7 protein-coding genes are annotated in these 14,657 nt (G+C 69.6%); 4 read left to right on the top strand and 3 right to left on the bottom strand.

The genetic code is table 11. The features are described 5' to 3' along the window. Positions 1-131 precede the first annotated feature (131 nt). From FHY05_RS19165 to FHY05_RS19175, 3 genes are all read right to left on the bottom strand, one after another. Positions 132-935, bottom strand: coding sequence for a hypothetical protein (locus FHY05_RS19165; RefSeq protein WP_183946038.1), 804 nt, complete (start codon positions 933-935; stop codon positions 132-134). A 202-nt stretch (positions 936-1,137) separates the two neighbouring features. Then, on the bottom strand, positions 1,138-2,736 hold the full coding sequence (locus FHY05_RS19170) for a hypothetical protein (RefSeq protein WP_183946039.1): 1,599 nt from the start codon (positions 2,734-2,736) through the stop codon (positions 1,138-1,140). After that, a complete protein-coding gene (locus tag FHY05_RS19175) occupies positions 2,733-4,109 on the bottom strand; it encodes a hypothetical protein (RefSeq protein ID WP_183946040.1) in 1,377 nt (458 codons plus the stop codon). The genes FHY05_RS19170 and FHY05_RS19175 overlap by 4 nt, the downstream gene beginning before the upstream one ends. 586 nt (positions 4,110-4,695) lie before the next feature. On the opposite strand from FHY05_RS19175, the gene FHY05_RS19180 reads away from it, so the two are divergent. The 4 genes from FHY05_RS19180 to FHY05_RS19195 all read left to right on the top strand — a co-directional run bounded on the left by FHY05_RS19180 (position 4,696) and on the right by FHY05_RS19195 (position 14,095). Then, complete coding sequence (locus tag FHY05_RS19180; RefSeq protein WP_183946041.1) at positions 4,696-8,289, top strand: hypothetical protein; 3,594 nt, start codon at positions 4,696-4,698, stop codon at positions 8,287-8,289. Between the two features lies 1 nt (position 8,290). After that, the gene (locus FHY05_RS19185) at positions 8,291-12,730 is read left to right on the top strand and encodes a hypothetical protein (protein ID WP_183946042.1); all 4,440 of its coding nucleotides are present in this window, start codon (positions 8,291-8,293) and stop codon (positions 12,728-12,730) included. A gap of 86 nt (positions 12,731-12,816) precedes the next feature. Continuing rightward, complete coding sequence (locus FHY05_RS19190; RefSeq protein WP_183946043.1) at positions 12,817-13,320, top strand: MucR family transcriptional regulator; 504 nt, start codon at positions 12,817-12,819, stop codon at positions 13,318-13,320. A 142-nt stretch (positions 13,321-13,462) separates the two neighbouring features. Further along, positions 13,463-14,095 (top strand): YoaK family protein, encoded by a 633-nt coding sequence (locus FHY05_RS19195; RefSeq protein ID WP_183946044.1) that lies wholly within the window; start codon positions 13,463-13,465, stop codon positions 14,093-14,095. Positions 14,096-14,657 lie beyond the last annotated feature (562 nt).

Below are 14,657 nucleotides of genomic sequence, written 5' to 3' on the forward strand. Positions count from 1 at the left end.
GATGCTCGCCCGACAAGCAGACGCTTGATTCACCAGTTGGCAAACACCCTCGGCAATCGACGACCCGTTGGACCAGGCGTGTCGCACCTCGGCTACCAGTCACACTGCTCCTTCGCCTCGGGCGCCTCGCATCAGCGTCCGCGCAGGTCGTCGGCCCGCACCCAGCCGCGGTCCGGCTGCGCGAACGCGTCCGAGAAGCCGGCCCGTCGCAGCATGCTCGCCCTGGCGCGAGCATCCTCCTCCGACTTGTCCGTGCCGGAGGTCAGCGCGAAGCTCTTGCTGATTCTCGTCCGGTATACGTGCACGTCGCTGTCGGGGAGACCGGCGCCCATGAGGCGGGTGTTGAGCTGCTCGGCCAGCGCACCGACGGCTTGAGGCGCGCTCTGCGGCAGCGTTCCGACCACTGCGAACCATCTGCCGGACGCGGCCGGCTTGCCGGCTTCGGCGGCAGCCACGCCGGCGTTCTGGGCCGCCACCGCCGGCGAGTTGAGGAAGGCCTTCGGGTTCTCCTGAGTGACCGCAATGCGCGCTGACGTCGTCGTCGTCGCGGCGATGGTCATGAGCCGCTGCTCGCCAAGGCTGTTGACGCTGTGGCAGAGCGCAGCGTTCGCCCCGGTCTTCAGCCCCGCTTCCGACGGATCGTTGCAGTAGTCGATGGCCGTCTGGAGGCTCAGACGCTCGCGCAGATCGGCCGGCAGCTTGTCTAGGATGAAGAGCGTCTTGTCGCGGCGTGTCGAATCCTCGGTCCTCGCCTCGTTCCTGCGCGCCGACTCCGCATTCAGCCGATCGGTGAGCAGCTTCTCCTTGTGAGCCCGGTTCCGCTCGGCCTGCGCGAACACCAGCGTCGCGATGCTGACGAAGAGCCCTGCAGCGGCGATAAGCGTCTTGGAAAAGAAGTCGGCCCACTCGACCCAGGTCTTCGGTGCTTGCGCCATCCCGGCCCTCCTGACTACCGGATGGATCGGCGGGATCGCCCGCGCCGACCGCGAGAGGAGCGATCCACGTGCCCTTGCGGCATATGACCCGCATTTCGGAACGGCGCATGTTTCACCGGATCGTCTCCGTGTCGTTGAGCGGAATGTCGGGCCGTCGCCTCGGCGCGGTGGGCGGAGGCACTGGGCAGCGGTCGAGATTGCGTCAGAGCCTCTCCAGATAGCGCAGGGCGGAGAGGCTCGGCAGAAAGTAATAGTCCCCACCGACCAACTGGACGTACGTGTCGACCTGCACGACCCGACGGAGCGGACGCTCGCGTATGGTCATCGCGCCCGGAGCGCCGACGAGCGGGTCCTGCTCGCCGTACAGCGTACCGAAGCTGCTGTTGAGCAGCCACGTCTGCTGCACGAACTCGAACTGGCGCGCGATGTCGGTGTTCAGGCACATGAAGAACAGCCCTCGCTCGACACCGTCGTCGGCGCGATCGTCCTTGATCGGCGGCCCGTACTTGCGGCCGCGGCGCAGGATGCGGTGGTTGTTCGCAGCCTTCAGCAGCTCGCGGCGGGACGCGGCGTCGGGCGAGAGGGCGTCGCGCGGGTGGGCGCGGCGTACGTGGCTTCCAATCGGGCAGCCGTGACCGAAGCGGTCGCGATCCCAGAAGAGATAGTCGCTGTCAGGGGCGCCATCGACCAGAGGCAGGGTGCCTGAAGGGCATAACAGGTTGCCGGCCTTGTCCCGCCCCACCGCGCGCTCGGCGATCCATTCGGCAGTGACGTGGCCGGCGTTCTCCGGGTCCTGTGCCCGGATCCGGGCGGCGTTCAGATCCATCGATTGCCAGAAGGCCGCGACCTCCTGCGCCAGCTCGCGGACGACCAGGTAGCTGCCGTTGCGACCAAGGTCGAAGAAGCCCTCCGCGTTAGCCGCCGCGGTGAGCCCGGGCGCAATGGCGGCGCCGAGCGCCTCGGCCGACACGACCGGTCCCGAGGCGATCTCTCCATAAGCGTTGACGTGGCCGAACAGCAGATCGCCGAGGGGCACGCCCTGGACGGCGTGCGGCGCGGTCACGGCGGCACCACTCCGCAGCACCGCGCCGCCCACGTCGTACGGCTGCGGCTGCGACAATCCGTCCGCGAAGCCGAAGTGCTCATGCGAGATGTTCGTCTCCCGCCGGGCATCGACGAACAGGGCGCGCTGATGCGCGATGGCCACGCCGAGCGGCCGAAGTGTTTCCTCCACGCTGGCGCACCACTGCCGCGCGTCCTCCTCGCCCGCGGCGTAGAGTAGGAGAAGCGCGTGCCCGGAGAGCTGTGTGGCGATCTGCTGTTCCGGCGCGGCCCCGTCTGCAACGTCGAAGCCGCCGCGCGTGCGCGCCGCGGGATCCCTGAGCGGCAGGTTCGCGCTCCAGAGCGGCCCAGCTTCGATAACGGTAGGGGCCCAGGCGCCGCCGCGCCGGTCGCCCAGGCGCCGCAGCCGATCCTCCTGGAACATGCCCTCCCGGAAAGGACGGGAGAAGGATGCGAGCGCGGCATCGTCCAGGCCGATCCGGGTCAGCGCCACCGCGCTCAACGCCAAAGCGGCCGACCGTCGCCGAGCATCGCCGCGTTCGGGCGGGTCGGCGTTCGTGACCGGCGCGACGGACGCGATCGCCTTCAGCCAGGCGCCGCCGGGAGCCGCATCGCCGATGTCGAGCAGAAGCGCTCGACCATGATTCAGCGCGGCGAAGCCGCTCACGACGAGGCCCTGCGTGTCTGCCGCGATCTCATGCCTCAGCTTCCAGTTGGCAGCGCGCGTCGGAGCGCTCACAGGTCCAGCATCCATCTCGCCGCCTCGGCATCGTTCATCTTCGCCCGTCGCAGGCCTTCGGCGATGCGATGGTTGCGCTCGATCTGATCCACGGTCAGGTCGGGGTAGGCGCTGTACCAGAAGCGGCTGGCGGTACGGCTCGCGAGCGCCCACGCCTTGAACTGGCGTCCATGCGACGCCCCACCCTTGATCAGGAACTTCGTCGCGGGGAAGCCGACGCCGCACCCCCATGCGAGTGTCAGGCCGACGTGCGCCTTTTCGATGAAGTCGTCCAGATAACTGTCCCAGCTGTGGTCGAAGTTCGAGAGGAAGAGGAGGCGGCTCCGATTGTTCAGGAAGGCCCAGTGCGCGAAGTGGACGGTCCGCATGCTGCCGAGATAACCCTTGCGCGCGCGGGGACTGGCACGCAGCAGGAGATGCAGCGCTCGGTGGCCTAGGCGTATGATCGCGGTGCGAAGCACGCCCGGCTTTATGAGCACGATCGAACCCATGTGGTTCTGGACAACCCAGTCCTCGCGCCTCACCATCTCGCGGCGCAGCGCCTCGTCGATCTTCGGCCGATCGATCACGCTGTCGCGCCGTTCGAGGACGCGAAGCCAAAGAACGAAGCTCGCCGCGCATCCCGCGATCCCGATCAACGCCATCACCCACCATGGCAGCCAGCGCGCTCCTGCCCCCCAAGCTGCCAGACCGGGTGCCGCCATGGCCGCGAGCAGGCCGACGATGAGCCCCACGAGCATGACGTAGTCGGTTGCGGCCTGTGCCATCGGCAGCCGCCGCGCCGCCGTACGCGCCAGCCACGGATGTCGACCGATCAATGCCTCCCGCAGAGCGCCATGCGCCCGCGTCGGGGACACGCCGCGGTATCGGTGCGCTTGGAGGCCGTCCAGTTCCGCGACGGCATCGAGGAACAACGCGCGGTCGGAGCGGATCTGAGCGCAGCTCAGCCCGCGATTGCCGTGGTGGAAGACGCTCGGGCGCTGAACTCGCCGCCGAAGATAGGCGGCGCTGGCTGACGCCTCGTCGATGGCGGCGTCGTAGAGCGCTGCGCTGCCGTCGATCGGTCGCTTGCAGCACCTCAGCATGGAGCAGAGCCGGCTATCCATCAGCGCCGCGATCCCGCGCCAGAACAGGTTCTCGTCGCCGTCGAAGTTCGCCTCGACGATGAAGACGGGATCGTAGTCGTGGGCAGGGAAGACGCTGAGGGAGAGGAAATGGAGCGTCGGCAGCTGATCGGTCAGCCGGGCGTAATGGGGCTCGTCCGGACGCGATGCTTCGTCCTCATCGCGCTTGAACTGCTCGATGAGCGCCGTCAGACGGCTGCAGCTCTCGGGCCTCACCTCGAGCGGCACGCACAGCGTCGTCTGCGTCATCTGATAGCGACCATGGCATCGGCGAGTGCGCGCTGAACCTGCCGCACCGCGTCCTCCCGCGGGCAGAAGCGGGGTCGACGATCCAGCGAGGTCGACCTCATGGTCTGCAGCTGAGGACAGGTCGAGTCATGGCGCGCTCCGGACGAGCTCGCGCGAGCGCGAGTCGGCTGTTGTTCCGGCGGCCCATTGTCGTTGCAGTGATAGTGCGTCCATGCCGAGCTCAAGGCAAGCGTTGCCGAGCATTTCGGCGGAAGATCATAAGAAATGTCGCTCGCGGTCGGTCGCTCGCTGTTCCGGTACTCTTTTCACGACAATGATACTGCCGGATTCCTGCGATCGTCCGGTATATTGCTGCGGCCAGGCATGTGGTGGAGCGGCTGTCGTGAAGCGTCGCCAAGAAGCGGTCGCAAACGGTGGCGACGATCTAATCGATCCTGCCGCGACAGTGTTGATCGTCCAAGGCTAGGTCGTCGACTCCACTTGCGAATCGGCCCTTAAAAGCGCATCGGTCGTGCATCAGAAAAGCTTGGTCGCCAAAGCAACATGACGCCCCGCATCCCAGCGGGGCGCTTTATGGGAGTGTGCTATGGCGCTGCGACCTGACCGCGACGTCGATGCCCGCAGTCGTGGCGAACCGCTGGTGCGATCCGCCTGGTCGCCGTGGCGACGGGTCACTCGCCCAGCGGATCTCATCGCGCTACGCGTCAGCTGGCGCGACCTGAGGTTGACCCCGGGTCCGCGGGGCAGCGCGCTGGTCGCGCCGCCGGGAGGCGGCCTCCTGCGCTTCGGCTTCGATTTCCAGCATCTCGCCGAGCAGGCCTATTCCGAGGAGCCCCCCGCGCTCTTCGCGGCGGTGCCCTCGTCGATCCAGGTTCCGGTCGGCGCGCGTGCGGCGGAGCCGTCGCGGCTCGTGCTGGCGATCCCGGAGGGGCAGTCGGTGGCCTGGTCGGTCGAGGGGCTGCTCGATGCGCTCGGCCGGTTCGAGATGATCGTGGCGCCGTCAGCGCTCGCCGCCTCGCTGCCGCCGGTGCGGGTGCCCGGCCGACGCACGATCGGCGCCGCGATGGCCGAGGCGCTCGACCGGGTCGAGCTGCGCCGCGCCGATCGGCTACCGGGCGCCGCGTCCGACCTGATCGAGGGCCAGCGCGCGATGGTGGCCGCCAACCGGATGGCGCGTGGGGGGCTCAAGGCCGCTCGGGACGCGCTGGCGGCCGCCGGCGACTGGCTCGAGGCGCGTGCGCCGGCGCCTGACGAGGGCGGTTCGAGGCTTCGCCCCGGCGCTGCCGTTCCTGTACCCGACCTCGTCCGTCCGAGCTGGACCCTGCCCGACCTGCGCGCGCCGACCGCCGGCGAGACCGCGATTGAAGCCCCGTTCCGCCTGCTGCTCTCGCCCTCGGTCAACGGTGGCTGGGCGCATGCGCGCACGCCGGTCGGGGACGGCCGCGGGCAGGGGCGGGTGGAGCTGTGGCACAGCCGGCTCGGAGTGCGCCGTGTCGACGGCAGCGTCGATCTCGAGGCCGCGGCCGAACGCGTAGTGCGAGCGATCTGGACGCGCGACCGCGACGGTCAGGCCGAGCTACCCTTCGGCCACTCGCTAAACGCGGAGTGGCGCGAGCTGATCGTGCGGCAGTCCGCCGGAACCGAGCTCGCGCCGCTGGTGCGGCCGCGCCCCGCGCAGGTACGCCGGATGATGCTCAGCTCGGTAGGCGCCTGGATCGACCTCAAGGCGCGATGGGACCCGCTCCCCTACGTCACTCCCTTCGGCAGCGTCACCCCGCTGGAAGGCTGGGAGCATGTCGCGCCGATGGGGCGCGACCAATATGTGCGCGTCGACACGCCGGGCTATCTCTTTCCGCTCGGCCACGCGGCGACGCTGGTCACGATCACCTATCGCCAGATCGTCGGCGGCACGAAGCCGCAGGCCGCGCTGTTCAAGAAGCAGTACATCCTGCTGAGCCAGCCCGAGCGCGCCTTCGCACGACGCGATCTCCCCTTCGTCTCGGCGCGGCTCAGCCCGGATCGCACTCCCGACCTGAACGTGCAGATCAAGCCGGTGCCCTATTGGCCGACCCCGCAGGGCGACACCGAGCCGTTCGCGTGGAAGATCGAGGCGCTCGACCAAGACGGTCACTCGATCCACCTCCAGGCGCCGCTAGTCTTCGTCCCGCTCTCCGGCGAGCTCGACACGAGCCAGCCCGCGCGCGACGCGATCGCGGCACTCTACGCCGCACGGCACAAGGACGTGGCGAGCGGCATCCCCGCGGGCGCGCAGCAGATCGCCTTCGCTCCCGCGCTCGCGGCGGGGGAGGGGCGCGCGGAGGCGAGCGCGACCGCGGAGGCAGAGCGGCTGCTGCTCGGCGGCGTGCCGCGCTCCTCCACCGCCGAGCCGTTCCTCCACGGCGCCAGCATCGCCATTCCCGCGATCCAGCGTCTGACGCCCGAGGCCGGCGTCAGTGAGGTGGTCTATGCGGAGCCCTACAAGGCCGAGGGCTTCGGCGCGGCGAACGCGGGCAACGTGTATCTGCAGCTGGCGCGCTTCGTCTCGCTGACGCAACCGCCGCAGCCGCAAAGCGCCAACCTTCGCTTCGGCTCCAGCGAGCGCGCCGGCGGCTTCATCAAGCCCGACGTCGTGGTCGCCGCCCTGGCACGCACGACGGGGCTGGTGGGCGACGTCGCGGACGCCGCGGCAGGCACCTTCGACCCCGCGAAGCTGTTCGCCTCGCTGCCCAAGCTGTTCGGGCTCTACAACCTCGCCGAACTGGTGCTCGGCGGCGCGCTCGACCTCGCGCCGAAGTTCGTGACGCAGGCGCTCGACCGGGTGGCCGGCCTCCTGGAGGATCTCGCGCGCCTCCAAGAGACGGCGGCCGAATGGGGCCTGGAGGTGCCGGAGCTCCCGACGACCTTCGACGAGCTGCGCGCGGCGATCCACGCGCTGGTCGAAGGCGACGTGACCGATGAGGCGCGCCAACGGCTCGAGACCGCGCTCGACGCGCTGCCCGCGACGTTGCAGGCGATCGCGCTGAAGGAAGCGGAGAAGGCGTTTGAGCCGGTGCGCCGTGCCAAGATCGGGCGTCTAGTCGAGGCGATCGAGGCGGTGCTCGCGAACGAGGTCGTCAAGGCGGTGCTCGACTTCGCGCAGGGCTTCGCGTCCGGCGGAGAGATACGCGCCCGGCTCGACTGGCGCCCTGTCGTGCGCGACCTTCCCAGCGACTCGGTGCCGGTCCTGCGCTTCGCCGACCCGGCCAAGGCGCTGAGCGTGTCGGTGGAGGCGCGCGCCTCGGGCAGCGCACCGGCGGGACTGTCGGTCACCGCGCAGCTCGAGAACTTCTGGTTCAACCTCGTCCCCGGCTTCGAGCTGATGGAGGTGCGCTTCAAGCGCATCGCCTTCGTCGCCACCGCCGCGCGTCGGCCCGAGATCGACATCGTCTTCGACGAGCTCAGGTTCGTCGGCGTCCTCTCCTTCGTCCAGGTGCTCAAGGAGATGATTCCGCTCGACGGCTTCAGCGACCCGCCCTTCCTCGACGTCGGCACCGAGGGCATCTCGGCCGGGTTCACGCTGACTCTGCCCAACCTGGCGATCGGGGTCTTCTCGCTCACCAACCTGTCACTCGGCGCCGACGCGCGCGTGCCCTTCCTAGGCAACACGCCGGTGAGCGTCGGCTTCAACTTCTGTACGCGCGAGCGGCCCTTCACCCTGGCGGTGGCGTTCCTCGGCGGCGGCGGCTTCCTCGGAATCCGGCTCGACCCCAAGGGTCTGGTCATGCTCGAGGGTGCGTTCGAGTTCGGCGCGGTGGTGGCGCTCGACTTCGGCGTCGCCTCGGGCTCGGTCTCGGTGATGGCGGGGATCTACTTCAAGATCGAGGCCGATGCCGGGCAGCTCACCGGCTACGTCCGCATCCGCGGCGAAGTAGACGTGCTGTCGCTGATCACGGCCTCGCTCGAACTCTATCTGGCGCTGACCTATTATGTCGCCCCACAGGACAAGCTGATCGGCGAGGCGCAGCTCACGATCAAGGTCGAGGTGCTGTTCTTCTCCACCTCGGTGACGGTCAAGACCCAACGCGTCTTCGCCGGATCCAACGGCGACCCGACCGTACGCGACATGCTCCAGATCGAGGAACGCGGCGACGCGGTCTGGGTCGACTATCTCGCCGCCTTCGCCAGCGAAGGGGAGCGCTGAGATGAACCGCGAGCAGATCGTCCTCTCCGCGCTGCCCTTCACCGCCGCGGCGGACGCACCCTTCCACGTGTCGATCCATGTCGCGCCCAAGCTGACGCCCGCGGCGCCGGAGGCACCGCTCGCGGAATTCGCCGTGTTCTCGCACTGGGCCGCGGCGATCGCCGGTACGACGCTGACGCTGCGCGATCAGTCGGGCGTGCTCGCCACGGCGCGCGTCGCCGCGCCCGATCCGTCGCTCTGGGATCGCGTGTTCGCCCCGGATACGCCGGTACGCCGTCCCGGCTACGGCGACCTGCACCTGCGCGAGTGGCGCAGCTTTCCGGTCAGGCAGGTCCATGACCTGGCGGCGCTGACCGCGATCGGCGCCGCTCTGTGGTTCCCGACCGAACCGCCGTCGCTCGCCGGGCTGGGCCGGGGCGACCCGCTGCGCGCGGTGATCGACGCGCTGGGCGGCACGCGCCGCGCCGACGGCGGCGGGCGGTTCCGCGAGGACGTCGCCACGAAGCTGCTCGACGAGGGCAAGATGGACGGCGCCGGGGCGCTGGGCGAGGCGCTGACGCTCCTCCACCGCGCCCGCCGCTTCTACGAGCCGCGGGGCGGCAACGTCGCGCCCGCAGCCGACGTGCCGCCGCTCGCGCCGCCGAGACCCGACTTCCACGAGCGGGTGGCGCATCTGTCGGACCAGCCCGAGCTGCTCCGCCGGCTGGGACTGGTGATCGACCTGCGCGTCGACGATCCGGCCCGGCTGCGCGCCGCCACCATGCTGTCGGCCGGCGCCGATCTCGTCGGGGTGGAGGTGGTCTCGTCGATCAGCGACGTCGAGCGGCTCGGCGATCGGATGATGCTGCGCCCGCGGACGAAGGACTGGAACCGCGGGCGGCTCCGCCTCGGCGAGGAGTCGCTCTTCGCGGCGCTGGCGATGGACAGCGACGGCGCGGCGATGAAGCTCGGCAATTTCGTCCGCGCGCTGCCGCGAATGCTGGCGATGGCGGACCGCGGCGATCCCGGCCATGCCGCGCCGCCGACCTTGCGCTCCGAGGGGTTCACCATCGTCCGCACCGATCGCGCCGAGACGGTCAAGGAACAGGCCGCGCGCGCGGCGGGCATGGCGGCCGCGCTGGCGGCGGGGCAGGCACCGCGGCTTTGCGCCGAGGATGTGACCCAGGGTTTCCGCGTCGAGGTGTGGGACGACCACGAGAAGCGCTGGTTCAGCGTCCATCGCCGCTTGGCTACCGCCACGCTGGCGAACGGTGCGGTGATCTATGCCGATCGGCCCGAACTCGGCTGGGTACAGACCTCCACCGTCCGCAGCGAGCGGCAGGACGGCACGGGCGACGCCTATCTGCACGAGGCGCTGTTCGGTTGGTCGGGGTGGAGCCTGTCCGCGCCGCGGCCCGGGCCGCGCGCCGAGCCGACGCAGGGCGCGGAGGGCGCGCAGGTCGAGACCGTCGCGGATGTCGCGCCGACGAGCGGGATCACCCCTGTCGCGGTGGTCACCCGCGTCGCGCCCGGCACGCTGCCTCGGCTGCGCTACGGGCGCTCCTACGCCTTTCGCGCCTGGGGAGTGGACCTCGCCGGCAACGCGCATGGGTCGGACGCGTCGCCGCAGCGCGGTGGCCGGCCCGGCGCGCCGCGCCCCACGCCCGTCGGTAGCGATCGTCCGCTGCGGGCGCGCCCCACTGTCCCGCTTGAGCGCCAGGCGCGCGCTGCCGCGCCGCTGGTCGCGCAGCTGCGTCAGAGCGCCCGCGCGCCGTCGCTCTCGCCGGTCGAGCAGATCCGCACGATCCCCGATACGACGGTGGCGACGCCGTTGCCGATCGTGGGCGTCGAGGCGGTCGACCGGCTGGTGGCGAGCCGGCGCGCGGCCGTGGTCACGGTTCGCGCACCATCGGGCGTCGCACCGCTGGCGGACCATCTCCGCGCCGGGTTCGACCAGGTCAGTCTCGATCTGGCGCGACCCAGCCTCGACGAGCAGCTCGACGACGACGACCGTGTCGCCGCCGAGGTCGATCTCGGCGACACGATCACGCCCAAGCTACCGTTCCTCCGCTGGGATCCGGTGCTGCCCCCGGTGGTGGTTCCGCGCCATCGCTTCAGCCCCGCCGAGTCGGTCCACCACCTCGTAATCCGCAGCGACGTGGCGCCGGACGGCACGCCGGCCCCGCCGTCCGCCTATATCGAGGCTGTCGGCGCCGCGCTCGCTGCCGACTGGCGGGCGACCTCGGAGCGGCACCTCGCCGCGCCCAAGGGCTCGCAGCACCTCAACGAGCTCCACGGCCGCTTCGACGCCGGGATCGACGATCCCGCGCAGCGCCAGCGGCTGCTGGCCGCGGCGCTGCGCGACGACGGCACGCTCTACGACCGCACGATCGTGGCGCCCGACGATCCGGCGTCGATGATTCCGCAGCCTGGCGTATCACTCGAGGCCGGGCCCGAGGTGACCACGCCTGAGACCGACCTCGACGCCTTCCTCGGTGCGAACCGCGGGCGCCCGATCCCCGCCGGCCACTATGTCGTCCACGACGTCGATCAGCTGCGGCTGCCATGGCTGCCCGACCCGCTCGCGGTCGGCTGGGCCCTGGGCATGCCCGGGGCGAACCGCAGCAGCCCGCTGCTGCACCTGTTCCGCACGGAGAGCACCGCGGGGCGCTACGGCGGCGCGTGGCCGGCGCCGGAGCCGGTCCGGCTGGTGCTCGACAGCGCTGCGACGGACGCGACGACGCTCTATGCCGACGGCGTGCTGACGATCGCGCTGCCGCCCGGAACGCGGCTCGACCTGCGCCTGTCCTCGTCGCTTCTTCGCGAGGATCTCGCGCTGATGGCGTTGTGGAACCTTATGCCGCCCGCATTACGCGCGATGGACCTGGTGGAGCGGCCCGCCGCCGACGGCCAGTTCTGGAGCCTGACGCCGCATCAGCCGATCACGCTGGTTCATGCGGTGCCGCGCCCGGTGCTCGCCCCCTTCGCGGCGCTGCTGCTGCCGCTGCGACCCGCCGGCGCGACGCACGCCGATCTCGCGGGCGTGATCGACATCCACGCGCCCAGCACCGACCGGATCGAGGCCGAGGCGCGCTGGACCGAGCAGATCGACGATCTCTCCGCGGACGCGCCGACGACCGAGGAGAAGCACGCCGTCGCCTTCACGATCCAGACCGATCCCGACGAGGACATGGTGCTGCTCGGCCCTACCGCAGGGGACGAGCAGGTCCAGCCCTCGCCACCGGTCCCCGGGCTCGGCCCGATGCGCGTCCACCGCGCGCGGCATCAGTTCGGCGACACGCGGCACCGGCGCATCCGCTACGCGTTCCGCGGCACCACCCGCTTCCGCGAGTATTTCCCCGCCGAGATGCTCGCGACTGTCGAGAGCCGGTCGCGGCTCGGCGCGGCGCTGGAGCTGGTCGTCCCCAGCAGCGCGGAGCCGCCCGTCCCGGAGATCGACTCCGTCATCCCGCTGATGCGCTGGGACGAGGAGGGCGCACCCGGGCAGCCCTTCGGCTTCCGCCGCCGCCGTCGCAGCGGGCTGCGCATCTATCTCAAGCGACCGTGGTTCCGCACCGGCGCCGACGAGCAACTCGCCGTGGTGCTCGGCGGCGGGGGTGAGACTGACCTGTCGTTGTGGGGGGCGGACCCGGTGTGGCTCAACGCCGGGCCGGAGACGCCGCTGGTCGCGCTGTCGCTCGAGGATCTGTACGCGGGCACCCTGAAGCTCGACGATCGCTACGGCAGCGACGATCGCGTCTCGCCCGCGGCGACGATGCTGGTGCTGCCGGGGACGCGCGAGCGCCGGCAGGTGAGCGTCGTAGGCTATCGCCCCGAATACAACCGCGACCGCGGTCTCTGGTACGTCGACGTCGCGATCGAGCCGGGAGCTGCGATCTGGCCCTTCGTCCAGCTCGTGGTCGCGCGATATCAGCCGCACGCACTGCCCGGCCTCGAACTGTCCAAGCCGGTGCGGTGCGACTTCGCCCAATTGCTGCCCGAGCGAACGCTGACGGTCACGCGCCCGGACGAGGAGCATGTCCGCGTCACGGTCACCGGCCCGGTCGGTCTGCGCGACCTTGCCGTTGCGCAGATCGGGGGCGGGGTGCCGGGGGCTGCGTCGCCTTATCCGTTTGGCGCGGCGGACGTGACCAACCTGATCGCGCGCAGCCGACGCATGATCGCCACGATCGAGCGGCGAGCCGCGGGTCAGACCTCCGACATGGAATGGGAAGTTGTCGCCGAGCAGGAGCTGTCCATCGGAGGAGCCTCTGCCGGTGGCGACTGGGCATGGACCGGTGTCGTTCCGATCAGTGCTTCCGTCCCGCTGAGGCGTCCTGCCGATGAAGGCGAGTGGCGCGTCGCGATACGCGAGATCGAGTACGTGGAGGCGGATCCGGACAGAGCGGGAGTAGCGCGCAGAGCCGAGCGAACGCCCTATCTCGATCACGTGGTTCTGTGAATTCCTCGTTAGAGCAGCGTTGAACGCAACGGTGTTTAAGGTACCGTACGAAGGGGCGGAAGACGCGTCGATGCGATGAGGGCGATATGGCGGAAGATGATCAGAGGCAGCAGCTCGTTGGTTTTGCCACCGAGTTGACGAAGGCGTGGCTGACCAACGCGAACACTAGGGTAGGCATCGAGCAGGTGCCTGACGTGCTACGCTCCATGCACGAGGCGTTGTCGAGGCTCGTGGTTGGGTCGTCGGAGCAGCAGGCCCGCGTGCCGGAAGCGCACGTGCCGGCAGTGTCGGTACGCAAGTCGCTCTCCGACCCGAACCGGATCGTCAGCATGATCGACGGCAAGTCCTACGCGAGCCTGAGGAGGCATCTGAACGCGCATGGCCTCACGCCCGAAGCTTACCGCAGCCGCTATGGATTGAAGCCGGACTACCCGATGGTCGCACCTGGCTACAGCGCAGCTCGTAGCGAGAAGGCCAAGAGCATCGGTCTCGGGCGCAAGCTCCCCAACGACCAGGCGACCGCCGCGCCTGCGCCGTCGGCCAAGAGGGCTCGAACCGCGAAGCGAAGCGTCTCCGTTCAAGGCGAGTAGTATAGAAAGTCACAGGGGCGCTGTGGTGCCTTGCACTCGCGATCTTGGCGGACACGAGGAGGAAGGATGCCTTCCGCTCTGGTCCGCCGCTTTCGGCCGCGGCCTGTGGCACCTAGGCGGCCGCAAGCGGCGAGGTGCGTGCATGATCGAGCCTGAGCTTCAGCCTCTCGGAAGAGGCGCGGCGACATGGGGCGCGATCGCGCTTATCGCGTTCGCAGGCGCCGTGGACGCTGTCGGCTTCCTCCAGATGCGCCTGTTCTACGTCTCGTTCATGAGCGGCAACACCACCCGAGCGGCCGTCGCGGTGGTGGAAGGCGACATGCGCCTGGCCTTGTACGGTGCAGCCATCATCGCCCTCTTCGTTGCCGGGGTAGCGCTCGGCGAGGTGCTGACCGGAGTGCCTCCGCGAAGACGAAGGTTGACCATGTCGTGCGAGGCGGTTCTGCTGGCAGCGGGATACGCGTCGGGCGGCTTCTGGTCGCTCGCGCCGCTTGTGATTGCGATGGGAATGCACAACGCCCTCGTGCTGCGCATCCAGGGCGTCGGAGCAGCCATGACCTACGTAACCGGAACGCTTGTTCACCTCGGTCGCGGATTGGCGGCGCGTATGGGCGTCGGTTCATCGACCAAAGTGTGGCCGTACCTGCTTTCGTGGACCGCGTTGGCACTCGGAGGCGTCATGGGGGGGCTCCTCTTTGAAAGCGTTGGATCCAGCTCGCTTCTCGCCCTTGCGCTTCTGCTCCTCCTGGCGGCCTTCACTCCGCGGAGCTTGTAGTCGCATGGTCGCGCCGTAGGAGGTCGAGACCAGAGAACAACGGCGGCACGGCTTGAGCGACGGCAATGGCTTGCGCTGCAACAAACGTCAGTCTCCGAGGTCTCATCGTCTACATTCCCGACCAGCGAAAATGAGCGCTCATCCTGGTTCTCGTGAGCTGCACTGGGCTAGTCATCGAGTCTGAGCAGCCGTAAGCAAGCTGGTCGCTTCTGACCTCGGCAAGGATCCACCTTCCTCCACTTTGACGCTGATCGAGGTGCCTCGCTCCTGCGATCACTCTATGTCAAGCGGGCGGTGAATGGGCTCGAACGCCGGCCGAAAGGGGGTGGGATAGCGGCCCGTCCGCTAATGGGCGGTCTGCCGGGGAAACCGGCCGTTCGTTCAGAGGGCAGTGGAGGGGGGCTCGATCGCCTATTAAGGGGTGGATAGCTGCCAGTCCGCTATCGGGCGGTCTGCCGAAAAAACCGGCCGTCGTCTAATCGTGGGGTTTGCAAGCGCCTTTGTGCGGGGGACGTCATCTGCCGGGGCACGGTCGTCTTCGCGGTCGACATGAGCCGCCGCA

This window comes from Sphingomonas sp. BK580, assembly GCF_014194975.1.
Lineage (GTDB): Bacteria > Pseudomonadota > Alphaproteobacteria > Sphingomonadales > Sphingomonadaceae > Sphingomonas.

Bases quoted from the DNA above. Each gene is read 5' to 3' on its own strand.
- FHY05_RS19165 (WP_183946038.1), bottom strand. From the start codon at position 935: ATGGCGCAAGCACCGAAGACCTGGGTCGAGTGGGCCGACTTCTTTTCC.
- FHY05_RS19175 (WP_183946040.1), bottom strand. From the start codon at position 4,109: ATGACGCAGACGACGCTGTGCGTGCCGCTCGAGGTGAGGCCCGAGAGC.
- FHY05_RS19180 (WP_183946041.1), top strand. From the start codon at position 4,696: ATGGCGCTGCGACCTGACCGCGACGTCGATGCCCGCAGTCGTGGCGAA.
- FHY05_RS19185 (WP_183946042.1), top strand. From the start codon at position 8,291: ATGAACCGCGAGCAGATCGTCCTCTCCGCGCTGCCCTTCACCGCCGCG.
- FHY05_RS19190 (WP_183946043.1), top strand. From the start codon at position 12,817: ATGGCGGAAGATGATCAGAGGCAGCAGCTCGTTGGTTTTGCCACCGAG.
- FHY05_RS19195 (WP_183946044.1), top strand. From the start codon at position 13,463: ATGATCGAGCCTGAGCTTCAGCCTCTCGGAAGAGGCGCGGCGACATGG.